Here is a 21,779-nt window from a genome sequence, read left to right as displayed (position 1 = left end):
TCGACCCACGCACCTCCATCCGGTGCTCATTTTGGTGCTCCACGACCAGTCCCTCGCAAACTCAGTTGCAGGACGGCATGCCCGAACTCACATCAAGTCAAAACCACGGGACCCGCGCACCGCTTACGATGAACGGGACATCATGTTCGTTTCTTTGGTTGCACAGCGGGCTGACAGCCCGTTGTCTGGCAATCGCTATGAGCAGCGTTTCAATGTCGCATTGTCGCGCGCTAGGGACAGAACATATCTGGTCCGTTCAGTTGAGTTAGATCAGCTTCGCGCAAGCGATCAACTCCGCAGATCACTTCTGGAGCATTTCCGCTGCCCTTATCCGGCTGAAACGTCGGACCTAAAGGACCGCCGCGATCGGTGTGAGTCCGATTTCGAACGGGAAATGTTCGACCTGCTGTGTGAGCGTGGCTTCAGGGTCAATACTCAGGTACGGGTCGGCAACTTCCGGATTGACCTCGTCGTTGAAGGGGACAACGACCAGCGCATTGCTATCGAATGCGACGGCGATCGTTACCATGGGCCAGACAAATGGCCTGACGACATGATGCGCCAGCGGATATTGGAGCGAGCCGGCTGGACGGTGTGGCGCTGTTTTGCATCCCGCTTCGTGAGATGCCGCCAGCACGTGATTGACGAACTTGCGGACTTCCTCGAAGCGCGGGGGATTCAGCCGGTCAGTGGAGATGGAAACTGGGCCAGCAGGCATACTGAGTTACGGCTCTGGCGGCCCTCGATTGGGAGCGATGACGAAATCGTTGCTGTGCCCGACGAGGAGGACAGTTCGTCGACTTTTGCTCCGGCGGAGCCGCTGGGAGCAAATGACGATCTGTTTGAGATCGAATTGCCCCGGGGTGCCTCCTCGTCGTCGCAGCGCGTGACGGAATCCCAGGTTCAGGTCGCCATTCTAGATCTGATGTCCGACAACAAGGTATGGTCGAACGGCGACTTGAAGAAAGCACTTGTGAGCATTCTACCGCTTTCAGAGGGAGATCGGGAGCAGGCCAAGTTTCGACCTGGTGAGGAAAAGTGGGAGGAGCTGGTAAACAATGCCCTCTCACCGTCTCGCGGGAATTCACTTCATGCCAAGGGGCTAGTGAAGAGCGCAGGGCGCGGCCTGCATATCCTCGCCGAAGCTACGACTGGAAATTCAGCTACAGAAGCGCCCGAACGGGAAATGGAAATGCCTGAAACTGGCAAATCCGAGTATCGAAACCCGGCTCATGAAATAGGTGAAGAATATCGTTTAGCATCATTGTCAGTTCCGGATGATGACGCAGACCAGATTTATCATACGGATTACCGGCATGTTCTGGAGCAAATGGTCGATCAAGTTCTTGAGATTGAAGCGCCGATCTACGAGGACATGCTAATTGAAAGGATTGCACGGGCGCACAAGAAGGAGCGGGCTGGCAGGATCATTCAAGATCTCGTGACTGGTGCAATCGCAGGGCGCCATCCATCAATATCGGAAGATGGCCGTAAAGTTGTGTTCCACCGAAGCATGGATGTCATGAGATTGGTTGCGTATCGACCTGCTCGATCTGACTGGCGATCTCACCGCGATATCCCTCTTATGGAACTCGCCAGCCTGGCACTACCCATGGTCCGCAAAGCCAAGCCGGATACTGAAATCCTGGCTCACTTTGCACGAACATTCAGTTTGGCGCGGTTGCGTGAACCAACACGGAAACGCTTCGAGGCAGCAATTTCGATCGCGCGGGCTACTGACGAGGCTCAAGCCTAAACCTTCGGCTATCTCAGCGCTGCGAGAAAGCTTGTTGGCGTCAGATCGATGTGCGTCGAGAGTGGAGGGCGAAGGCTGAAGGCTTTTGGTTGGCGAGCAAAATTCCATACCCTCACGAGGTGCCATTCATCACGGCGGGTTTCAGCAATCGCGATTTCATTCTGGCTGATGTGAAAAGGCGTGCGTTCCCAGCCGTTGGTCGTCTTCACCTCGATCAGTCGCTCACGGCCATCGGGTTCGAAGCTGGCAATGTCGAAGCCATAGCCATCGCCGTCCTGTACGGCGGTCCAGCGTACTTTATCGGCAAGATCGTTTCGTCCAGCCTGCAAGAGCGATTGGCGCTCGTGATGCACGACCAGCTCTTCGCCAGCCTTGCCCAGCCGCCGGTTCCTGGCATCGCGTTCCGCCACATTATATTTCTTGCCGATGGCCGCCATGATGGTCGGATCTATCAGTGGTGGTTCATTCTGATGCGTCGGGGGAGGCCCAATCCATAGAGACGGGATCTCACGAACATGACTACCTTCGTCAGCTTGAACCCTTGGTTCGAGCCAATCGGGGCGTTGGTCAAGCCAGCGCAACACTCCATCTGCCAATGCATTCTGATAATGCTTGGCTGGCTCGAGTCCTGTAACCCATGGCTGCCCGAAACCAATCATGATCGCGCTGATGTTCTGGTGCTTGCGCTCGATCGATTTGATGTTTCGCGGGATTCGTTCAGCAAGGCTGCGATAACGCGCGAGCTTTACAAAAGGACGACCCGCGAGCTCGTCGCCAAGCATTCCGAAGTAGTCGGCGACAACCGCATCAATTTCGGATTCGGTCCAATCTTCAGCCACCCGATCTCAGCTAACCGATATCGCAGGGCCTGACCAGGACGCGAGTGGTCAGATCTTATTGACCATATGCCGAGCCTCCCAATACAGGTGCCTCATCCACGCCTCCGCTTACTTCTGGTACACCTTCCTGCCCGGCGTGCGTGCTGACTTCGGTTGCCCGCTCCTCGATCTCCTTGGCGAAGATTTCCAGCATTGACGAACCGGCGGGCATTGCTGCCACCTCCTCGACCGCTGCGGGCAGTTCGCGCAGCAACCGTGCCGTCACCTGTTCCACCCGCTGCACCGTTCCTCGCGCTGCCAGTCCTGCGGCTTCTGCCATGCGCCGCCAGTGGCGACCGTAGATGTGCCGACCGCGGCGCTGGCCCCCGATCGCCTGGGCGTGGTTCTGGGTGATGTTCGCCCAAGCGAGCCCGGACATCAGGTCGTAGAGCGGGGCAAGCTGCGGCGCGCCCGGGCCGAGCAGGATCGAGTAATTCTTGGCGTGGGAGTCGACGTTGCCGATGGCGATATTGAAGATCACGGCGTCCAGCAGCCGGGTGATGTCGCGCGCCGTCATATGCTGGCGGACAACCGCGAACATGTCGGCGATCGAGGGGCCGCGCGTACCGGTGCCGTTGAACTCGTATTTGGCTGCAGGCGGACGACCGAGGGCCTGGCAAAAGTCCTCCTGATGCAGGCGGCGGACATTGGTGCCGGTGCCTGTACGGTCATAACGCTCGACAAGCAGATAGCTGCGCTTCCCTGCAACGCCGGTTGTAACCGGCGCGACATTGAGGCCAATCCTGCGAGCGAGAACCATGCACAGCGCCTCATTCTGGACGCTGCCGGGCAGGCGTGGATTGTCGGGCTTGAGGATATGCGTGGATGGTGCGCCGTTGATCGGCACCGCAATCTGGCCTTCGATGACGGCCACCGGCAGCTTTTCCTGCGCGCCGGCAAGGCTCATCGAAACGCCGTCCTCGCCAACCAGAAATGGCCGCGATGGCAATTCCTCGATGATCCGTTCCAGTGCGTCGGCATCCGGGATCGGACGATAGCCGGGCTTGCCGCGCGGCTGCTGCGGGGCGATGCTGAGCGCGCCTGCCAGATCGTTGCCGGTCTGTGTGATCAGGCCGAGCGCGTCCTCCGGCGCAGCGCCGAGTGCGCGCGTCATGGCGCGCAGTGGTTCGCCCTCCGGCAGGAGGTTCATCAGCCAGGGAAGCACTTGTTCTCCTCCATAGGGCTCCGGCTGGATCGGCATGGCCAGCGAGACCGGGAAGATGTCAGCGGATGAACTCCAGGCATCCGCATAAGTGAGGCGGGTTGCCTGCGCGTCGGCGCTGATCGTGGCGACCAGGCGGTCTTCGTAGTGAACGGGAAGGTCCACCGTCAGGCCTGCGAAATGCCGGTCGCGGTGAGCCGCAAGCCGACTGCCTTGGCGGCGGCGAGTGCCTTGCCGAGTTGGGCGGTGGGCTTTCCTGCTTCCAGATCGACAATGAAGCGCTCACCGCTGTTGATTGCGAGCGCCAGCTCCCGCTGGGTAAGGCCAAGGGCCTTGCGGGCCGAGGCGACGGCTGCGCCGAATTGGGTTGCGTTGTCGATCATGTCAGTCTTACCGATCGGGAAGTTCTCATATATACTGTAGAGTTTCAAGAGCATTCCTTCCCGATCGGGAAGGAATCCCCTTCATGTTGAGGCCCATCCGGAAATTCTTACCGCTCGGTAAGTTTATTGGTGGCCTCGGCGGACGTTCCGTGCTATCGAGGGCGCGTCGAAGTCAGTGGATCTGTCCATGTCGATCGCCAGCGCTCAATACGACGATGAAGAAATGCTGGCCATGACGCGGGCGGCCGCTGCATTGGTCGCGCGCTGGGGCGTTCAGGATGCAGCAGCCGAGCGGCTTCTCAACGGCGAAGGGCGGGCTGCAGCGCTGCTCGGCATTCATCGCGCATTACGATGCATATTCGCTGACAGCGATAGGGCCGCGCTGTGGATTGGTGCACCTAACGAGGCTTTTGATGGGGCCTGCGCGCTCGATCTCATGCTGGCAGATGGCCTCGCAGGTATGCGGCGCGTCGAGGCCTACCTTGATGTGGAAATCGCCAGCTGAACAGATTGGTGACAGATCCTGAGTGGTGCCGCAGGATCAACCCGGCAACGCGCTCGCAGCGCCCGATGGCCTGCGGAAGCTGCCTTGCAGCACCTTTGCACCGGACCTTAGCTGGTCGAGATAGTCCGCCCAGCTCTGCATCATCCTGATGCGCTCATCCCAGTGCTCGCCGCGCGCGTAGGCGCGGCGGACGTCATCGGTCTCGGCATGGCCGAGCTGGCGCTCGATCGCGTCGGGGTTCCAGTGACCCTGCTCGTTAAGCAAGGTGCTCGCCATGGCGCGGAAACCGTGGGCGGTCATCGTGGTACCGTCGAACCCCATCCGCCGCAGCGCGAGGTTGATCGTGTTTTCGCACATGGGCCTGTCGCGCTTGCCCTGGGCGGGGAAGAGGAAGCGGCGGTTGCCGGTGATCTCGCGCAGCTCTTCCAGGATGGCGAGGACCTGACGGCTGAGCGGCACACGGTGCGCGACGCGCATCTTGGTCTTGTCGGCGGCGATGGTCCAGATGTTGCGGGTAAAGTCGAACTCGCTCCATTCTGCCTGCCGCAGTTCGCCCGGACGCACGAAAACATAAGGGGCAAGCCTCAGCGCCGCATGGGTAACCGGATAGCCTGAATAGGCATCGATGGCCCGCAGCAGAGCGCCCGTTTCCTTCGGCGTGGTGATGGCGGCGCGGTGCGTCACCTTGGGCACGATCAGCGCGCCGCGCAGGTCTGCCGACACGTCGCGGTCGGCGCGGCCCGTGGCAATGGCATAGCGGAAGACCTGTCCGCAGGTGCTGCGCAGCCGTCGCGCGGTTTCGTAATGCCCGCGCTTCTCAACCGCGCGTAGCACGGCTAGCAATTCGGGAGCCTTGATCTCGCCCACCTTGCGATCTCCGATCATGGGGTAGGCGAATTCGAGCAGCCATGTCAGCTTGCACACAGTCACATCGGCACGGCCCTCGCGTCGGGCCTTGTCGAGCCATTCTTCCGCCACGGCCTTGAAGCTGTTCACATTGGCGAGCGGCCCGGTGATCTTGTCGATCTTGCGCTTGGCCGCTGGGTTGATCCCCTCGGCGATCTGCTTCTTGATCTCCAGTCGCTTGGCTCGCGCCTCGGCCAAGGTGATGGTCGGATAAACCCCGAGTGCCGCAGTGGCCCGCTTTTCACCGAAACGATAGTCCATCCGCCAGTATCGTTGACCCGCGGTCGTCACCAGCAGGTACAGCCCGCCCCCATCAGAGAGCTTGTAGGGCTTGTCGCGCGGCGCGGCTTTTCGGACGGCCAGATCGGTCAGCATGGTGCCACCTCTGTCGGTTTTGATACCGTCAGATATACCGTCATGTACCGCCAATTTCAACGAACTCGGCTGGATGCCGATGGACGCCAAACTTGTCGTAAGTGGCTGTTTTCTTGGATTTTTCCGGACACTTGCGGAAGTGTCCGGAAAGAAAAATGGTGCCCAGAAGAGTCACGCTTCTCTTCCGCCTGCAGACCCCGATCCTCGTGCTCTCGATGGGCGCCTTGCTGACACTGGCGGGCGCCCTGCTGTGGCGGGCTGCAAATTCCTTCGCCTTCCAGGCCGGTCGCCCGATCATCGATCTGCCGGAGAAGGTGCAGCTGTTCATGACGCAGGTGCCCTATTTCCTGCTGGGCATCCTCATCATCCTGGCGCTGGGATATGCGGGCTCCATCGTCAGCGTGGCGCAGCGCTTTCAGCGCGCGGTAGACACGCCGGTGCTCAGTTCCGACCCGGTCTTCTCGATCGGCGGGCTCGCGGCAGGCTGGAACGGCGTGCGGTTGGCAATGGCGTCCGCGGCGGTGTTCGCCGGCATCGCCTATCTGATCTTCGCCAGCGGCCTCGCCAATGCGCTCGGGATATCCGGCGGCGTCTTCCCCGCACCCGTCGGCTCCAGCGAATGCGGCGCCGGCCCGCCGGCCTCCGATGCCGTCGCCTGGACCGCCACGCACAAGGCGTTCCGCACCGGCAGCGCCGGCGACCGCTTTGCCTTCGCGCTCGGCCTCTGCTCGCGCACGGAGCTGATGAAGATGTTCGTCATCGCCTTCCTGGCGGGCTTCTCCGAGCGGCTGGTGCCCGACATCTTGAGCGAGATTGCCAATCGCGCCGTCCCTAGGCCTGTCTCTCCGGCCCCCAATCAGGTGCCGGCTGAAACCATCGAGCGCGGATCGGCCGGCAACGCCGACCTGTCGGCAAACGGCGGCGGCGAGGGCGTGGGCTAGGCCCTCAGTTCCGGGCTGCGCGGATTGCCGGCAAGGGCGAGCAGGGCAAGCGCAATGCCGGCAAGCCCGGCCGACAGCACGAACGGCGCGCCCGGCGCATGAACACCGGCGTCGGCACCCGAAAAATGCGCAAAGATACGGGAAAAGATCAGCGGCCCCGCCATTACCGTGATCGATGAAAGCGTGGCCAGCGCCCCCTGCAACTCCCCCTGCTGGTCGGAAGCCGCGCGAGAGGTCATCATCGCCTGCAGGGCCGGCACGGTAAGGCCGCCAAAGGCGCCCACGGTCAGCGCCAGATAGGCAAGCCCCGGCGTCGAGGCGAATATCTGGATGGCATAGCCGAGCGTGCCTGCCGCCATGCCTGCCAGCGCCGTCCGCCATTCCCCCAGAAACCTGACCGCGCGCCCCACCAGCAATCCGTTGATCAGCACCGCAAGCACGCCAACCGTCGTCAGCGACAAGCCGATTCCCAGCGGCGTCCAGTGATAGCGATAGGCGGCGACATAGCTCCAGATGCCGTGCAGCGACTGGATGGCGAACATCCAGATGAAGAAGGTAGCGGCAAGATGCCGAAGCGAGCCGCCCAGCCGCCCCAGCTGGCGAATGGCGCCAATGGGGTTGGCGCGGCGCCAGTCAAAAGCGCGGCGGCGCTCCGGCGGCAGGCTTTCCGGCAACAGGAAGATGCCGCACAGCATGTTGATCCCGGCCAGGCACGCTGCCGCGATAAAGGGCCAGCGCGGGTGTAGCGACCCCAGCAGGCCACCAATGGCCGGGCCGAATATGAAGCCGAGCCCGAACGCCACCCCCAGCAGCCCGAACGTCTGCGCCCGCCGCTCGTGCGGGGTGATATCGGCGATATAGGCGTTGGCGGTCGAATAGCTGGCCCCCGTGATCCCGGCGAGCGTGCGGCCGACGAACAGCATCCAGAGGCTGGTGGCAAAGGCCGCGACCAGCATCGAGATCCCGAATCCCGCCATCGAAAGCAGCAGCACCGGGCGCCGGCCATGCGCATCGGAAAGCCCGCCGATCACCGGCGAGAACAGGAACTGCGCCAGTGCGTAGGTCATGATCAGCGTGCCGCCGATGGTGGCGGCCTTGTCCAGCGACACATTCCCCAGCTCGCCGACCAGTTGCGGCAGCACCGGAATGATGAGGCCGAACCCCATCGTATCCAGCAACACGGTGAGAATGATGAACGCGAGCGGGCCCCGGCTCGCGCCGGAGGCCGGCGCCCGCATCAGGCCGACGGCCCGATCTTGCCGTGCACCCGCTCATAGGCCTTCAGGTCGCCGTCGCTCAGCAGCCTTGCCTGCGATTGCCACTGGTCTCGTTCGGGGCGACCGGCAAAAGTCCCAAGCTGTGCATCGACTTCGGCAAGCTGCGCCGGGGTCCAGTTGGCTATCTGACGATAGTGGAACACGCCCAGTTCGCCTAGCCTGGCCGACAGTTTCGGGCCGATCCCCTTGATCTTCGAAAGATCATCGGCAGCGCCGTCCGGAGCCGCAAGAAACGGCGAAGCGGCGGCTTCCGCAGCCACGGTTGCAGGCGGCACATCCTCGGGCTTTGGCGATTCGGCCACTGCGGCGGCAAGCGCGGCTTCCGCTGCCCGCACGGGATCCTTGGCGGGCAGCTTTTTCGATCCCCGCATCAGGATGACCATCAGGACGAGGCCAAGAACAAGGCCGGCGATCAGCAGGATATCGAGAAGTTCCATGGGCGGGCAGGTTAGCGCGGGCTTTCGCCGGGTCAACCGATGCCTGCGACAATAGGTGCGCGATTCCGCTCGCCCCTGCCCGCACCGTCAAGCTATGCGGCGCAAGATGACGCGAAGCCCAACGGATGCAGCAATACCGGTCGACGCCCGCGGGCTGAAATGCCCGCTGCCCGCGCTGCGCCTGGCCCGCGCCGTGCGCGAAGGCGGCACGGCACGCTATGACCTGCTCGCCGACGATCCGGCTGCCGAGGCCGATATTCCCGCCCTGTGTCGGGAGCGCGGCTGGACGCTGCTGCAGGCAGGCGGCGGGCGCTTCCTCGTGCGCGCCTAGCCCACCACCGAACAGGCTTCTCCAGCCACCTTCAGCCGGCCGCAGATGTCCCTGGCTTCCGCCGGACTGGCCGCACTGGTGCGCAACCGATACAGCGTCTTGCCGTCGCTTGCGGTCGGCAGGATCACAGGCTCGAAACCGGCAAGATAGCGGTATCGATCGGTCAACGACTTGAACGCGGCACGCGCCCGCGATTCGCTGGAGAAGGCACCAAGCTGCAAGGTGCTGCCATTGCCGGAAGCCCGCGGCTCCGGCTCGGGCGCAACAATCATCTTCGGCTCGGCGATCCGGGGCTTCGCCGGGGGAGGCGCGGCGACGACAGGCTTTGCAGGGATGGGGGCCGGCTCAGCCTTCGGCTCGCCCTCCACGATGACGGTTTCGGGCACAGGCTCCGGCTCCGCCACAGGGCGCGGCAGAGGATCTTCGGGCATGGCGTCGAGCGCGATTGCGGCTTCCGGATCGCGTCCATCCCCCGTACCGAACAGCACCTGTCCCTGACCTTCCACCGGAACGCCATCCACGTCGGGCCCGCTAGGGGCCACCTTCCACGGACCGGGCGAAGAAAGCACCGGAACCTGCTCACCCACACCCGGAACGTCGATGGGCGTAGTCTCCCGCTTCGACACCAGCATGATGCCAACAATCACGCCGATGGTCAGGATCGCCAGAAGCGCCATCATGCCCCAGAAGGCGCGGCGACCCACCAGCGTATGCGTCGGGCCTTCCTCCTCGAAATCGCCTTCGTCGAGCCATGGGGCGTCATCCGGCTCCTGCCGGCGCGCGCGGCGCGGGGCCGGTTCATCCTCCCAGCCACGATTGCGGCGCGAGGCGTCCTCACGCGGAGACGGGCCGCGGGAAGGCGACCTCGGTGCCATCAGCGCAATTCCTCGGCAGCGGTAACGCCCATCACGCCCAGCGCGGTGCGGATCACCTGCGCCACTGCCGAAGCCAGCTGCAGGCGCGCCGCCGTAACCGCCGGATTGCTTTCAACCAGCAGCCGGAAGCCCGGATCGTCGTTGCCCCGGTTCCACAGCGTGTGGAACGCGCCGGCGAGGTCAGCCAGATAAAAGGCGATCCGGTGCGGTTCACGCGCCACCGACGCCTGCCGCACCACGCGCGGCCATTGTGCCGCCAGCCCGGCGAGCTGCAGCTCCTGTTCGTCCAGAAGCTCCAGTTGCGCCGGAGAGGGCAGGTTCATGCCGGCCGCCTTGCGCAGCACCGAGGAAATCCGCGCATGTGCATAGTGGACGTAGAACACCGGGTTTTCGCGCGATTGCTCGATGGCGGAAACGAAATCGAAATCCAGCATCGCCTCGGGGCGCTTCGTCAGCATCATGAAGCGGACCACATCGCGGCCGACCTCCTTCACGACATCCGCCAACGTCACGAAATTGCCCGAGCGCTTGGACATCTTCACCGGCTCGCCGCCGCGGAACAGGCGCACCATCTGCACAATCCTGATGACAAAGGGGGTATGGCCTTCGGTCAGCGCGTCGACCGCCGCCTCGATGCGCTTCATCGTGCCGGTATGGTCGGCGCCCCAGATGTTGACCAGCGCCGAAGAACGCCGCGCCTTGTCGGCATGATAGGCCATGTCGATGCCGAAATAGGTCCAGTCTCCCGAGGATTTCCGGATCGGCCGGTCGATATCGTCGCCATAGGCAGTGCTGCGGAACAGCGGCAGCTCGACGGGCTCCCAATCTTCCGGAACTTCGCCCTTCGGCGGCGGCAGGGTGCCGTCATAGACAAGGTCACGGCTGCGCAGCAGCGCTTCGGCCGCCTGCGGCGCGCCTTCGGCAAGGATCGCGGCCTCGGAAGAGAAACGGTCGTGAACAATGCCCAGCAGCGCCAGATCGGCCTTGATCATCTCCAGCATGGCGGCAACGGCGCGGGTGCGGAACAGCGCCAGCCATTCGCCCTCCGCCGCACCGACATAGCGGTCGCCAAATTCGCTCGCCAGCGCCTCGCCCACCGGCTTCAGATAGTCACCCGGATAGAGGCCTTCCGGGATGTCGCCGATATCTTCCCCCAAAGCCTCGCGATAGCGCAGATGGGCGGAGCGCGCGAGCACATCGACCTGCCCGCCGGCGTCGTTCACATAATATTCGCGCACCACATCGTGGCCGGCAAAGGCCAGCAGGCTGGCAAGCGCGTCACCCACCACCGCGCCGCGGCAGTGCCCCATGTGCATCGGGCCGGTCGGGTTGGCAGAGACATATTCGACGTTGACCGGCAGCGTCTCCTGCGAAGGATCGCCCCGGCCATAGTCGGCGCCCTCGGCCAGAATGCGGCCGATCTCGTCCTGCCAGACCGTCGGCTCCAGCTTCAGGTTGATGAAGCCAGGCCCGGCGACTTCGGCGCTGGCAATATCCGGATGCCGCGCCAGCTTCATCGCGATCCGCGTCGCCAGCTCGCGCGGGTTGGCCTTGGCGGATTTTGCCATCGCCAGGGCGGCATTGGTGGCAAGGTCGCCATGCGACGGGTCGCGCGGCGGTTCCAGCACGATCGCCGCATTCGCAGCTTCGGGCGGCACCGTTCCATCGGCCACCAGCGCCGCGACCGCTTCCGCCACCACATCCTCGAACCGTTGAAAGACGTCCAAACCAGAATCTCCTCGAACGCCGGGCCGGCGTTCAGACACGTATCAGCGCTCCCGTTAGCCGCCCTGCGCGCAAGCCTCAACTGGCTCAGCGGCGTTCGCCTCAACTGGAACCGGGAGCACAGATTCGGGTTGGACAGGATCAGTCCCTGGCCTATTCTGGCCATCGGCATATATGGGGATGAAATGCATGGCTTTTCCGGACAAGTCGATGAGTTGGGGCGCGGCCCTGTCGCTGGTGGCGGCACAGCTGGCACCTTTGCCGGTTCCTTTGCTGGCCATGGCGCCCGCCGCCGCACAATATGGCGCCGAACCTTTCCGTGTGAACTGCTACTCCAGCGGCAACCAGACACGCAGCTGCGACCTGCCGCGCAACACCCAGTCGGTCACCTTCATCGGTCCCGACCGCAGCGGCCGCTGTCGCGAGGGCGATACCTGGCGGCGCGTCGGAAACCAGATTCGCGTTTCCGACGGCTGCGGCGGCACCTTTGAGGCGATGGTCTATCAGGGCGGCGGTTCCGGCGGTGGCTGGGGTGGCGGCTCGGGCGGCGGTTCCGGCGGTGGCTGGGGCGGCGGCAACGGCCAGGGCTTCGCCGGCGAGGTCACCTGCCGCAGCCGCGACAACCGCGAGGAGCGCTGCTCCGCGAACACCGGCGGGCGCGTGCAGCTCCTGCAGCAATACAGCAGTGCGAGTTGCCGCCAGGGATCGACCTGGCGCTACGATCGCTACTCCATCATCGTCCGCCAGGGCTGTCAGGCCCGTTTCGGCTACGGCTATGGCAATTATGATGGCGGCTCCGGGGGCGGCTGGGGCGGTGGCAACAACCAGGGCTTCGCCGGGCAGACGGAATGCCGGTCAGACGATAACCGCTATCGGCGCTGCTCGGTGAACACCAATAACCGGGTCGAAATGCTGCGGCAATTCTCGTCCTCCAGCTGCACCCGCGGCCGCAGCTGGGGCTATGACCGCAACAGCATCTGGGTCGATAACGGCTGCCAGGCCCGCTTCGGCTATGGCTATGGCAATGTCACCGGCGACACCTCAGGCGGCAGCAGCGGTGGCTCCAACACCGGCGCGGTGATCGGTGGCGTGGCGCTTGCGGCCGGGCTGGTGGCGCTGCTGGCAGCTGCCGGCAAGAGCAGCAACAGCTCCTCGAACTCGTCAAATGTCGCGCAGCTGGATGCAGATCTCGGCAAATTCCCCTCCGACGCGCGCGTTTCGGGAGAGGCTTGCATGAAGGAGGCCGCCCGTCAGATCGGCGCCACCGGCGGCACCAGGGTGCGGCTGGATACGCTGGATACTGCCAGTCGCTCGGGCGACGGCTGGATGATCCTGGCGCGGATCACTGCCACCTATCCGCAGCAGACGAGGCAGGTGACGATGGATTGCCGCGCAACCGGCAGCAAGGTGACGGCATTCGACGTCAGGTGAGGCTTGGCGTCGATCGGCATGCGCCCCTATAGCGGACGGCATAACAGGAAAGGGCAAGCAAGATGGCAACGAAGAGTGTGAAGAAGACGCCGGAGAAGAAGGTGAAGAAGGCCGTCCCTTCGGCGCAGGCGCTGGACATCGGTATCCCGGCGGCCAAGCTCGCCGCCATCACCGAAGGGCTGTCGCGGCTGCTGGCCGACACCTACACGCTCTATCTGAAGACCCATAATTATCACTGGAACGTCACCGGCCCCCAGTTCAACACGCTGCACGCGATGTTCATGACGCAATATACCGAGCTGGGCCTGGCAGTGGACGAAATCGCCGAGCGCATCCGCGCGCTGGGGGCCTATGCGCCGGGCAGCTACTCGGATTTCGCACGTCTGGCGGTCGTGAAGGAAGCGGTCGGCACGCCTTCGGCCGACCAGATGGTGGCCGAGCTGGCGGCCGATCAGGCGACGGTGGTGCGGACGGCGCGTTCGGTGTTTGCGCTGGCGGATGATGCTTCGGATGAGCCGACTGCGGATTTGCTGACGCAGCGGATGCAGGTGCATGAGAAAACGGCGTGGATGCTGCGGGCGATGATTGCGTAAGCAATCATCGAGCGGCCGCGGCCTGGAGAAAAATTGCGAAGCGATTTTTTGAAGGCCCGCGGACTCGCGGCCCCGCACGGCCGGCTGAGTCGCGGCTCTCCAGCCGCGGCCAGTCCGACGGCGCAGGCTTTGCCTGCGTTCTTCCTTCCTGACTTGAACCCCAAGCGGACTCGGCGGCTTTGCCGCCGGCCGCTCCCCCCACCAACGCCCCCACCCGCATCCGGCCGTCGGCTAAGCCGACGAGTCCGGAAGCGGATACGCCACGCAACAGAAAAGAAGGAAGCGGGCGCTCCGAAGGTCAGCCTTCGGCTGAACGCCCGCTCGTCGGACGGGTTAGTGGGCGTTCGCCCACGCCCTGCCGGCCGGGCCTTCGGCGAGTCCGAAGGCTAGCGCTCCGCGCCAGCTTCGGCCGCCTTCGGCCAAAACTTCGGCGCCAGAGCCTTGGCTCGTGGCGCCGAAAGGGGGTCAGAGGATATCGCTGCTGACTATACGCTCGTCCCTGTCGCCTTCCTGAACGGGCGGATTCCGCAACAGGCGCAACTCGTTCAGCCCCAGCAGCATCAGCGCCAGCAGCAGCGGCCCCCAATAATAGATCATCCGATAGAGGATCAGCGCCGACACCAGCGATGGCTTGTCCACTTCCGGCAGTGTCACCAGAATCACCGCCTCAAACACGCCGATGCCGCCCGGCGCATGGGTGAGGAGGGCGACCACCACCGCCACCACATAAGCCACCAGGAAATCCGGATAATGGAACCAGGTCTCCGACGGCAGCAGCACCAGCAGGGCGGCGCTGGCAATCGCGATGTCGGTGGCAGCCAGCGAAAACTGGATCAGCGCCTGCTTCAGCGTCGGCACCGGCAGCGTCCAGCCCAATATGTTGATCGGGCCGGTCTGCCGCGCACACGCCACCAGATAGCCGCCGATGCCTGCCAGCACCACGGCACCGATCGCTGCCTGCGAATAATAGGGCAGGCTGTTGTCATGCACCCGCAGTGCCCCGGGAAAGGCGATCAAGAACGCGCCCAGCATCAGGAAGATGCCCAGCCAGAAGGTCACGCCGGCAATGACCACAAGGCGGGCAATGTCGGCAGCGTCCAGGTTGGTGCCGCGATAGGCGCGCCAACGCGCGGCAGCTCCGGTAATCGGCGCGAAGCCCAGATTGTGGCTGAGATTATAGGCGGTAAAACTGCCCAGCGCCGCACGCCAATAGCGCTGCGGCTTGCCGATCGCATGGAGGCCCAACACGTCATAGAAGCTGAGCACGAAAAAGGAGAGCGCGGTCAGCCCGATCGAGAGAAGGATCTGATGCGGCGTGATCCTGCCAAAAGCGGCAAGGACATCCTCTACCCTGATATCCCGCAGGATCTCCAGCAGCGCGAGGCTCGCAAACCCCAGCACCACCGCCATCAGCAGCATGGTCAGCCAGGTCTGGTGAACCCGCACCCATCCGATCAGCCGCTCCAGGCGCGGATCGAGCTTCATTTTAGCACTCCGGTCAGGCCGCCGTCTGGCGGTTACCGTAGTTCGTCTCAACCCATTCGAGATAGCTGCCGTCCAGGATGCCGCGCCACCAGCTCTCATGATCCAGATACCAGCCCAGGGTCTGCGCAAATCCGCTCTCGAAGCTGTGCTTCGGGCTATAGCCCAGCTCGGTCATCGCCTTGCGGCAATCGATGGCGTAACGCCTGTCGTGGCCCGGACGATCCGCAACAAAGGTCTTCAGCGTGGACGTAGGCAGGCCCTTGGCAGCGGGCGCATCGGGAAAGCGCTGCGCGAGAGCCGGATTGGCGGCAAAGGCGGAGTCCACTGCGGCGCACAGCGTATCGATCACGCGGATGTTCGGAAGCTCCGCCCCGCCGCCGATATTATAGGTTTCACCCACCCGTCCATGTTTCAGCACGGCGGCGATACCCCGGCAATGATCCTCCACATGCAGCCAGTCCCGCACCTGCATGCCATCGCCATAGATCGGCAGGTTTCGGCCGTGCAGGGCATTGATGATGAACAGCGGGATAAGCTTTTCCGGGAAATGGAACGGCCCATAGTTGTTGGAGCAGTTCGACGTCGTCGTATGCAGCCCATAGGTGTGATGATAGGCCCGAACGAGATGGTCCGATGCGGCCTTCGACGCCGAATAGGGCGAGTTCGGCGCATAGGGCGTCTCTTCCGAGAAAGCCGGGTCGTTCGGGCCCAGCGTTCCATAGACTTCGTCGGTCGAGACATGGTGGAACCTGTGCGGCCTTCCGGTGCCGGCCCACTTCTTGCGCGCCACTTTCAGCAGCGCATGGGTGCCCAGCACGTTCGTCTCGATAAAGGCATCCGGGCCCACGATCGAGCGGTCGACATGGCTCTCGGCTGCGAAGTGGACAAGGGTATCGACATCGCGGCTGTCCACCAGCTCGGCAACCAGCGCCTCGTCACGGATATCGCCCACCACCAGCTCTGCCCGCATGCCATCCAGGTTGGCACGATTGCCGGCATAGGTCAGCAGGTCCAGCACCGTCACCCGATCCTCCGGGTGCGTCGCCGTCCAGTGGGCGACGAAGTTGGAGCCAATGAAGCCCGCGCCCCCCGTAACCAGCAATGAAGCCATCAGCTGTCCTTCCGCAATTCCACCATCTCGGCAAGCGCTGCCTTCAATTCGGCCCGCCAGTGGGCGGCGGGGCCGGTGATTGCCCAGCTGCTGCTCTTGTCGAGCAGGCTCATGGCCGGGCGCTTCGCCGGGGTTGGATAGTCGCTGGTCTTGATCGGCACAACTGCAACCGCGCGATCGAGCAGGCCGGCGGCCGTCGCTTCGTCGCGAATTGCAACGGCAAAATCATACCAGCTGGCAACGCCGGCGTCGGTCCAGTGATGGATGCCGTGGGCACCGGCAGCATCCAGCGCCCAGATCGCCCGCGCCAGGCTGGCGGCATGGGTCGGCGTGCCGATCTGATCAGAGACGACCCGCAGCTCGTCGCGCTCGCCCATCAGGCGCAGCATGGTGCGGACGAAATTATTGCCCTCCGCCGCATAGACCCAGGCCGTGCGCAGGATCAGCGGCGAGGGATGTACAGCCGCCACCTGCCGCTCACCCGACAGCTTGGTTTCGCCATAGACGCCGATCGGAGCGGGCGTGCTGTCCGGCAGATAGGCCGTGGGCGAAAGACCATCGAAGACGAAATCGGTCGAAACATAGACTGTGCGCGCGCCGATGGCTGCAGCCGCCGCCGCAAGTCCGCCGGCCGCCGTTCCGTTCACCGCCTCGGCCGTGTCGCGGTCGCTCTCGGCCTTGTCGACGGCGGTATAGGCAGCGGCGTTGATGACGAGATCGGGCCGCGTGCGTTGCACCAGTGCCGAAACCTTGGCTGCATCGAGGATATCGAAATCCGCCTCCGGTGGCGCAAGGATCTCGGTGCCCGCGGGGGCGGTAGCCTGCAGCGCCCGCCCCAACTGTCCGGCAGAGCCCGCGATCAGCACCTTCATTCGAACGTCTCCGCCTCAGCCAGGAACGGCGCACCGGCGTCCTTCGCCGCAAGCTGCGGCTCGCCGATGCCGTCCAGCGGCCACGCGATACCGATCTGCGGATCGTTCCAGCGCAGCGAGCGGTCCGACGGCTGGTTCCACATCGTCGTGCACTTGTAGCAGAAATCCGCAACCTCGCTCAGCACGACAAAACCGTGGGCGAAACCGGGCGGCACATAAAGCATGGCAAAGTTACGGTCGGAAAGCTCGGCCCCCACCCATTGCCCAAAGGTCGGAGACGCGCGCCGGATATCAACCGCGACATCGAACACGGCGCCCCGCGTGACCCGCACCAGCTTCCCCTGCGGCTCGACAAGCTGATAGTGCAGCCCGCGCAACACCCCGCGCACCGAACGGCTGTGGTTGTCCTGCGTCCATTCGGTCGGCAGCCCGGCATCGGCGAAAACCCGGGCATTGAAGCTTTCCAGGAAAAAGCCGCGCTCGTCGCCAAAGGCGCGCGGCGTCAGCAGCTTCACTTCCGGAATGGCGAGCGGCTCAACCTTCACTTGCCGCGTTCCAGCTGGCTCAGCAGATATTCGCCATAGCCCGACTTCCGCAGCGGCTCGGCGACGGCGGCCAGGCCGGCATCGTCGATAAAGCCCTGCCTCCAGGCGATCTCCTCCGGGCAGCAGACCTTCAATCCCTGCCGTTCCTCGATGATGCGGACGTAGAGCGCGGCATCGAGCAGGCTGGCATGCGTCCCGGTATCCAGCCAGGCGAAGCCGCGCCCCATCAGCTCGACGTTCAGCTTGCCGGCCTCCAGATAGAGGCGGTTGAGATCGGTGATCTCCAGCTCGCCGCGCGCCGAGGGCTTAACCTGCTTCGCCAGCTCCACGGCATTGCCATCGTAGAAATAGAGCCCGGTAACGGCAAAATTGCTCCGCGGCTTGGCGGGCTTCTCCTCGATCGTCTCCGCCCGGCCCTGGGCATCGAAGCTGACGACGCCATAGGCCTGGGGATCCTTCACCCAATATCCGAACACCGTCGATCCATCCGTCCGCCCGTCAGCGCGCTGCAGCAGCTCGGGCAGCCCATGGCCATAGAAGATGTTGTCGCCGAGAATCAGGGCAGACGGGCCATAGCCGACGAAGTCCGCCCCGATATGATAGGCTTGCGCCAGCCCCTTGGGCTCCGGCTGGACTGCATATTGGATGGCAAGGCCCCACTGCGATCCATCCCCCAGCAGCCCCCTGAAGGCGGCCTGGTCGGCCGGCGTGGTGATGATCAGAACTTCGCGAATCCCCGCCAGCATCAGCACGCTCAGCGGGTAATAGATCATCGGCTTGTCATAGACGGGCATCAACTGCTTCGAGACTGGCCGCGTAAGCGGGTAAAGCCGTGTCCCCGACCCGCCGGCGAGGATTATTCCCTTCCGCATGCATTCAATCCTTCCGGCATCTTGCCCGGTCGTGCCGGCCCATGCCATCCAATAGGTTCGGCAAGGTCAAGGCGGAAGTCACGACAGCAGCCGCGTCCTTCCGCCTCAGTCCTGTTCTCCTGCCTCGCCGCTTCAGCCTGCCGGTGCCGGTGCCGGTGCCGGCTCTTGCGCAGCGGCAGGCGCCGCGCCTTCGTGCGACGGCAGTTTGAGGGCTTCGGGCGCCGCCGGCCCAGACGGATTGGTGCCCGCCAATGCCTTGGGATCAGCTGCCTTCTTGGCCGCCGGCTCCCAGCCGGGCTGGAACACCACCCGTTCCTTCTGCGACTTCTGCTGTGCTTCGACTTCCTTGCGCAGCGCATTCTGGATGCGCTCGTTGCGCAGATAATTGGTGGCGAACTCGCGCGCCTTGTCGCCGGTGAACGGCTGGATACGGGTGTCCTTCACCTGGTTCACCAGCACCACAGGCGCCGGCGCACCCTGCGGACGGCTGGCAAACATGAACAGTTCCTGCGGATTGGCCGCAAGCACCTTGCTCACCTCGCGAACGAACGCCGGGTTTGCAGAGAGCGCATCCAGCGAGGCCGGCTGGCGGCGGAACTGGATCTTGTTGGCGGTCAGGATCTGCTCGACCGCCTCCATCGTCTTGGCACTTTCAAAGCCCAGCTTCTCGATATTGTCGGGCCGCAGGAACTGGATCTGGTCGAGAATGAAGAATTTGCGCTCGTTGAACATCGAGGGGTTCTCGGCGATGAACTTCTCGGCTTCGTCGCGCGTCGGCGGAACCACCTTCGCCGCAATGTCGCGCGCCAGCGACTGGACCTTCAGCTGCTCGACAGCCCGGCGTTCCTGCAACAGGAATTCCGGCTTCTTGTTCAGCTCCCGCTCTTCGGCCTGCTTCGCCAGCATCCGGCGGGTGATGATGTTCTCCAGCGCCAGCTTTTCGGCATCGCGCCGCACCATGTTGGGCGGGATCGGGGTGCCTGCCAGTTCGGCATTCACTTCCAGGACAGTGATTTCCTGGCCGTCCAGCGTGGCCACAACCTGACCCTTGGGAGCGTCGCTCTTCCCGCCGATGCCCAGCTTGTCGCAGCCGGCAAGCGCGAGGGCGGCGGTCGCCACAAGGAGCAATGCGCGCAGTTTCCCGGCTCCGCCGGATGCGCCGAACGCCATGTTGTTGCTGTTGGTGTTCATGTGATGGGTGTCCCTGCCTGGTTGTTCTGCCTGTCTCGATTATGCCCGGTCAGCTTTCCGGTTGCTTACTCTCGCGACATCCCGAGCATCGCCCGGGTCATCACAGCGGCCTTTTGTGGCTGCCGCCGGAAGAGGCGGCGTACGATGAGGGCCATCGACAGCGGAAACTGCAACGGCCACAACAGCGGAAAATTTCGCCGATAGAATTTGTGCCGGCTGCGCATCAGATAATATTCCGACGCTTCGGAGCGCTGGCCCTTCTTGGCCGACGAGCCGATCGAGCCACCTTCCTTGTGATAGACGATGGCACCATGGGCAAATGCGATCGCAAAGCGCCCCCTGTTGCGGACCGACCAGTCCATCTCCTCGAAATAGAGGAAATAGCTTTCCTCCATGAATCCGACGGTCTCCAGAAAGGCGCGGCTGACAGCCAGCGACGCACCCAGAACGAAATCGGTCTCGCGCGCCACCTTGCGCGGATCGAACGGCCGCGTCACCGGCTGGTTCAGATAAATGCTCTTGCTGCTGCCGGTCAGCAGGTGGAAGCGCTGGCCGTTCAACGCCTGCCACACGCCCGGGCGATGATAGTAACGGACCTGCGTGCCGCACATGCCGACCTTGTGGGTGGCATTCATGCGCGCGACGAGAGCTCCCGGGGCGGCAGGATCGACCACGGTGTCGTTGTTGAGGCACCAGCAATAGGCGATTGCCGCGTCGCCCAGCGCAAAGCGCATGCCGATGTTGTTGCCGCCCGAGAAACCCCGGTTCTCGCCCACGGCCAGCACGGCGATCTGCTCGTCTCCCGGGCGTGCCGTGGCAATCTCGTCGGCGGCAATCACGCGCAGGTTCACCGGCTTCGGCAGTGCCGGGTTGGTAAAGCGCCGGAGCGGCCCCATCGGCGCTTCATAGGGTTCCTCGCCGGAAGCCCAGGCCTTCAGCCGGTCGATCGACCCGTCGGTGGAGCCGTTGTCGACGATCACCACGCGCACCCGCGTGTCGCAGCGGAGCAGCGATTCCAGACATTCCAGCGTGTCCGACCAGCGGTTCCAGTTGATGACGATGACCGCCAGCCTGGCATTCCGATCCTGAGCGGATTGAACCGTTGTGCCCTGATATTGTCGGTGGGAAGGTTTCAGGTCGTTCACTGTTACTTGTTCCAGTTCACGATAAGCTGCTCGCCAGCCCGCGCTTTGCTCGCGATCTCCAGCATGTCAAGCGCGCGAAGCCAACGTAGTTTGAGCAGAAAACCAAGTCCACGAAAGCGGTTGCCGAGGCCGGACACCCGCCGCGACACCAGCATCTGCGGCGCATGCACAAGTCCGGATGCCGCAACCGCCGCGGCGCGAAGCTTCCACAGCAGGATCGGGCGGCCCTTTTCCATCTGCGCCGAGAAAGCCTGCTGGGACAGGCGGGTCCATTTGCTGCGCATTTCCTCGAAATCGCGGCGCGCAGGGTGAAAGGCCAGCATGCGCGGGGCATAGCGGGTCTTGATGCCCATCGCATAGGCCCGTTCGCCAAAAGCGCGATCCTCGGGCATGTTGATGCCGTCGAACGGCCCGGCCCTGTCAAAGACGGCGCGTGTCATGATGATGTTGGCCGTGACCGAATAATGTTTCTTCTTGATGTAGGCCTTCTGCCGGAAGGAAAACACCGACTCGAACGCCTCCACGTCGGTCATCCGCTTCCGGTCGCCCACATCGATCCGCACATCGCCACCCACCAGTGCAAGCTCCTGGTCTCCCACCGCCTTCAGTCCGGCCTGCAGCCAGCCCGGAGCAACCCGGACATCGGCATCGACAAAGGCCAGCACGTCGGCACGCGCATGGGCGACACCCATGTTGCGCGCCGGGCCGGGGCCCGGCTCCCTCTGCAGCAAGAAGCGAACGCCGGGCCATGCCGCCTCGATCAGCCGCATGGGCATGCGCGATCCATTGTCGACCACGATGATTTCAAACCAGCCGTGATCCAACGCCTGCGAGGCAACGGCCTGCAGGCACTTCACCAGCAGTTCCGGGGTGTTGAAATGCGGGATGATCACGGAAACGCGCGGAAGCCCCGGATCCTCCCGGAGCACGTCGTCGCCTCCTCTCAATCTCGGCATTCCGAGCCGGGGAGCGTTCATCTTGGG

Annotated in this window: 22 protein-coding genes; 6 read left to right on the top strand and 16 right to left on the bottom strand. The window is 63.8% G+C overall.

The window, feature by feature from the left end:
- On the top strand, positions 1 to 1,756 hold a 1,756-nt coding region (locus tag IM784_RS15320), incomplete at its 5' end, for a DUF3320 domain-containing protein (protein ID WP_199556228.1).
- 8 nt (positions 1,757 to 1,764) lie between these two features.
- Here IM784_RS15320 and IM784_RS15315 read toward each other — a convergent pair.
- The 3 genes from IM784_RS15315 to IM784_RS15305 are packed head-to-tail and all read right to left on the bottom strand — an operon-like array spanning position 1,765 to position 4,179.
- Complete coding sequence (locus tag IM784_RS15315) at positions 1,765 to 2,595, bottom strand: DUF3883 domain-containing protein (RefSeq protein WP_199556227.1); 831 nt, start codon at positions 2,593 to 2,595, stop codon at positions 1,765 to 1,767.
- Between the two features lie 55 nt (positions 2,596 to 2,650).
- A complete protein-coding gene (locus tag IM784_RS15310; protein WP_199556226.1) occupies positions 2,651 to 3,961 on the bottom strand; it encodes a type II toxin-antitoxin system HipA family toxin in 1,311 nt (436 codons plus the stop codon).
- A gap of 2 nt (positions 3,962 to 3,963) precedes the next feature.
- On the bottom strand, positions 3,964 to 4,179 hold the full coding sequence (locus IM784_RS15305; RefSeq protein WP_026150031.1) for a helix-turn-helix domain-containing protein: 216 nt from the start codon (positions 4,177 to 4,179) through the stop codon (positions 3,964 to 3,966).
- Between the two features lie 187 nt (positions 4,180 to 4,366).
- On the opposite strand from IM784_RS15305, the gene IM784_RS15300 reads away from it, so the two are divergent.
- Positions 4,367 to 4,684, top strand: coding sequence for an MbcA/ParS/Xre antitoxin family protein (locus IM784_RS15300; RefSeq protein ID WP_199556224.1), 318 nt, complete (start codon positions 4,367 to 4,369; stop codon positions 4,682 to 4,684).
- A 36-nt stretch (positions 4,685 to 4,720) separates the two neighbouring features.
- Here IM784_RS15300 and IM784_RS15295 read toward each other — a convergent pair whose 3' ends face one another.
- The gene (locus IM784_RS15295) at positions 4,721 to 5,965 is read right to left on the bottom strand and encodes a tyrosine-type recombinase/integrase (RefSeq protein ID WP_199556223.1); all 1,245 of its coding nucleotides are present in this window, start codon (positions 5,963 to 5,965) and stop codon (positions 4,721 to 4,723) included.
- Between the two features lie 155 nt (positions 5,966 to 6,120).
- On the opposite strand from IM784_RS15295, the gene IM784_RS15290 reads away from it, so the two are divergent.
- Complete coding sequence (locus IM784_RS15290) at positions 6,121 to 6,906, top strand: hypothetical protein (RefSeq protein WP_199556222.1); 786 nt, start codon at positions 6,121 to 6,123, stop codon at positions 6,904 to 6,906.
- Here the strand turns inward: IM784_RS15290 and IM784_RS15285 are convergent.
- Complete coding sequence (locus IM784_RS15285) at positions 6,903 to 8,144, bottom strand: TCR/Tet family MFS transporter (protein WP_199556221.1); 1,242 nt, start codon at positions 8,142 to 8,144, stop codon at positions 6,903 to 6,905. The two genes, IM784_RS15290 and IM784_RS15285, sit on opposite strands and share 4 nt — an antisense overlap.
- Positions 8,144 to 8,620, bottom strand: coding sequence for a hypothetical protein (locus tag IM784_RS15280; RefSeq protein ID WP_199556220.1), 477 nt, complete (start codon positions 8,618 to 8,620; stop codon positions 8,144 to 8,146). Before IM784_RS15280 ends, IM784_RS15285 begins: the two co-directional genes overlap by 1 nt.
- A 106-nt stretch (positions 8,621 to 8,726) precedes the next feature.
- On the opposite strand from IM784_RS15280, the gene IM784_RS15275 reads away from it, so the two are divergent.
- On the top strand, positions 8,727 to 8,951 hold the full coding sequence (locus tag IM784_RS15275; RefSeq protein WP_199556219.1) for a sulfurtransferase TusA family protein: 225 nt from the start codon (positions 8,727 to 8,729) through the stop codon (positions 8,949 to 8,951).
- On the opposite strand, the gene IM784_RS15270 is transcribed toward IM784_RS15275, so the two are convergent.
- Positions 8,948 to 9,826 carry an SPOR domain-containing protein gene (locus IM784_RS15270; protein ID WP_199556218.1) on the bottom strand — a complete coding sequence of 293 codons (879 nt, stop codon included), beginning with the start codon at positions 9,824 to 9,826 and terminating at the stop codon, positions 8,948 to 8,950. The genes IM784_RS15275 and IM784_RS15270 overlap by 4 nt on opposite strands.
- Positions 9,826 to 11,553, bottom strand: a complete 1,728-nt coding sequence (gene argS / locus IM784_RS15265) for an arginine--tRNA ligase (RefSeq protein WP_199556217.1) — start codon at positions 11,551 to 11,553, stop codon at positions 9,826 to 9,828. Before argS ends, IM784_RS15270 begins: the two co-directional genes overlap by 1 nt.
- Positions 11,554 to 11,740: 187 nt before the next feature.
- Here argS and IM784_RS15260 point away from each other — a divergent pair, with 187 nt between their 5' ends.
- Positions 11,741 to 12,982, top strand: coding sequence for a DUF3011 domain-containing protein (locus tag IM784_RS15260; RefSeq protein ID WP_199556216.1), 1,242 nt, complete (start codon positions 11,741 to 11,743; stop codon positions 12,980 to 12,982).
- Positions 12,983 to 13,044: 62 nt separating this feature from the next.
- The gene (locus tag IM784_RS15255) at positions 13,045 to 13,575 is read left to right on the top strand and encodes a Dps family protein (RefSeq protein ID WP_199556215.1); all 531 of its coding nucleotides are present in this window, start codon (positions 13,045 to 13,047) and stop codon (positions 13,573 to 13,575) included.
- A 465-nt stretch (positions 13,576 to 14,040) separates the two neighbouring features.
- On the opposite strand, the gene IM784_RS15250 is transcribed toward IM784_RS15255, so the two are convergent.
- The 8 genes from IM784_RS15250 to IM784_RS15215 form a co-directional block, all read right to left on the bottom strand.
- Positions 14,041 to 15,060 (bottom strand): putative bifunctional lysylphosphatidylglycerol flippase/synthetase, encoded by a 1,020-nt coding sequence (locus IM784_RS15250; protein ID WP_199556214.1) that lies wholly within the window; start codon positions 15,058 to 15,060, stop codon positions 14,041 to 14,043.
- Between the two features lie 13 nt (positions 15,061 to 15,073).
- Entirely contained in the window at positions 15,074 to 16,171 is a 1,098-nt protein-coding gene (gene rfbB, locus IM784_RS15245) for a dTDP-glucose 4,6-dehydratase (RefSeq protein WP_199556213.1), read from the bottom strand.
- Complete coding sequence (rfbD, locus tag IM784_RS15240) at positions 16,171 to 17,043, bottom strand: dTDP-4-dehydrorhamnose reductase (RefSeq protein ID WP_199556212.1); 873 nt, start codon at positions 17,041 to 17,043, stop codon at positions 16,171 to 16,173. Before rfbD ends, rfbB begins: the two co-directional genes overlap by 1 nt.
- Complete coding sequence (rfbC, locus tag IM784_RS15235; RefSeq protein WP_199556211.1) at positions 17,040 to 17,588, bottom strand: dTDP-4-dehydrorhamnose 3,5-epimerase; 549 nt, start codon at positions 17,586 to 17,588, stop codon at positions 17,040 to 17,042. The genes rfbD and rfbC overlap by 4 nt, the downstream gene beginning before the upstream one ends.
- On the bottom strand, positions 17,585 to 18,460 hold the full coding sequence (gene rfbA, locus IM784_RS15230) for a glucose-1-phosphate thymidylyltransferase RfbA (RefSeq protein WP_199556210.1): 876 nt from the start codon (positions 18,458 to 18,460) through the stop codon (positions 17,585 to 17,587). Before rfbA ends, rfbC begins: the two co-directional genes overlap by 4 nt.
- A gap of 132 nt (positions 18,461 to 18,592) precedes the next feature.
- The gene (locus IM784_RS15225; RefSeq protein WP_199556209.1) at positions 18,593 to 19,651 is read right to left on the bottom strand and encodes a hypothetical protein; all 1,059 of its coding nucleotides are present in this window, start codon (positions 19,649 to 19,651) and stop codon (positions 18,593 to 18,595) included.
- 65 nt (positions 19,652 to 19,716) lie between these two features.
- Positions 19,717 to 20,796 (bottom strand): glycosyltransferase family 2 protein, encoded by a 1,080-nt coding sequence (locus IM784_RS15220; RefSeq protein ID WP_199556208.1) that lies wholly within the window; start codon positions 20,794 to 20,796, stop codon positions 19,717 to 19,719.
- A 2-nt stretch (positions 20,797 to 20,798) separates the two neighbouring features.
- Positions 20,799 to 21,752, bottom strand: coding sequence for a glycosyltransferase (locus IM784_RS15215; protein ID WP_199556207.1), 954 nt, complete (start codon positions 21,750 to 21,752; stop codon positions 20,799 to 20,801).
- Between the last annotated feature and the right edge of the window lie 27 nt (positions 21,753 to 21,779).

The organism is Sandaracinobacteroides hominis (assembly GCF_016464365.1).
In the GTDB taxonomy this organism is placed as follows: Bacteria; Pseudomonadota; Alphaproteobacteria; order Sphingomonadales; family Sphingomonadaceae; genus Sandaracinobacteroides; species Sandaracinobacteroides hominis.
This window is presented reverse-complemented; position numbering and strand designations above follow the sequence as displayed.

Bases quoted from the DNA above. Each gene is read 5' to 3' on its own strand.
- IM784_RS15305 (WP_026150031.1), bottom strand. From the start codon at position 4,179: ATGATCGACAACGCAACCCAATTCGGCGCAGCCGTCGCCTCGGCCCGC.
- IM784_RS15300 (WP_199556224.1), top strand. From the start codon at position 4,367: ATGTCGATCGCCAGCGCTCAATACGACGATGAAGAAATGCTGGCCATG.
- IM784_RS15295 (WP_199556223.1), bottom strand. From the start codon at position 5,965: ATGCTGACCGATCTGGCCGTCCGAAAAGCCGCGCCGCGCGACAAGCCC.
- IM784_RS15290 (WP_199556222.1), top strand. From the start codon at position 6,121: ATGGTGCCCAGAAGAGTCACGCTTCTCTTCCGCCTGCAGACCCCGATC.
- IM784_RS15285 (WP_199556221.1), bottom strand. From the start codon at position 8,144: ATGCGGGCGCCGGCCTCCGGCGCGAGCCGGGGCCCGCTCGCGTTCATC.
- IM784_RS15280 (WP_199556220.1), bottom strand. From the start codon at position 8,620: ATGGAACTTCTCGATATCCTGCTGATCGCCGGCCTTGTTCTTGGCCTC.
- IM784_RS15275 (WP_199556219.1), top strand. From the start codon at position 8,727: ATGACGCGAAGCCCAACGGATGCAGCAATACCGGTCGACGCCCGCGGG.
- IM784_RS15270 (WP_199556218.1), bottom strand. From the start codon at position 9,826: ATGGCACCGAGGTCGCCTTCCCGCGGCCCGTCTCCGCGTGAGGACGCC.
- IM784_RS15260 (WP_199556216.1), top strand. From the start codon at position 11,741: ATGGCTTTTCCGGACAAGTCGATGAGTTGGGGCGCGGCCCTGTCGCTG.
- IM784_RS15255 (WP_199556215.1), top strand. From the start codon at position 13,045: ATGGCAACGAAGAGTGTGAAGAAGACGCCGGAGAAGAAGGTGAAGAAG.
- IM784_RS15250 (WP_199556214.1), bottom strand. From the start codon at position 15,060: ATGAAGCTCGATCCGCGCCTGGAGCGGCTGATCGGATGGGTGCGGGTT.
- rfbB (WP_199556213.1), bottom strand. From the start codon at position 16,171: ATGGCTTCATTGCTGGTTACGGGGGGCGCGGGCTTCATTGGCTCCAAC.
- rfbD (WP_199556212.1), bottom strand. From the start codon at position 17,043: ATGAAGGTGCTGATCGCGGGCTCTGCCGGACAGTTGGGGCGGGCGCTG.
- rfbA (WP_199556210.1), bottom strand. From the start codon at position 18,460: ATGCGGAAGGGAATAATCCTCGCCGGCGGGTCGGGGACACGGCTTTAC.
- IM784_RS15225 (WP_199556209.1), bottom strand. From the start codon at position 19,651: ATGAACACCAACAGCAACAACATGGCGTTCGGCGCATCCGGCGGAGCC.
- IM784_RS15215 (WP_199556207.1), bottom strand. From the start codon at position 21,752: ATGCCGAGATTGAGAGGAGGCGACGACGTGCTCCGGGAGGATCCGGGG.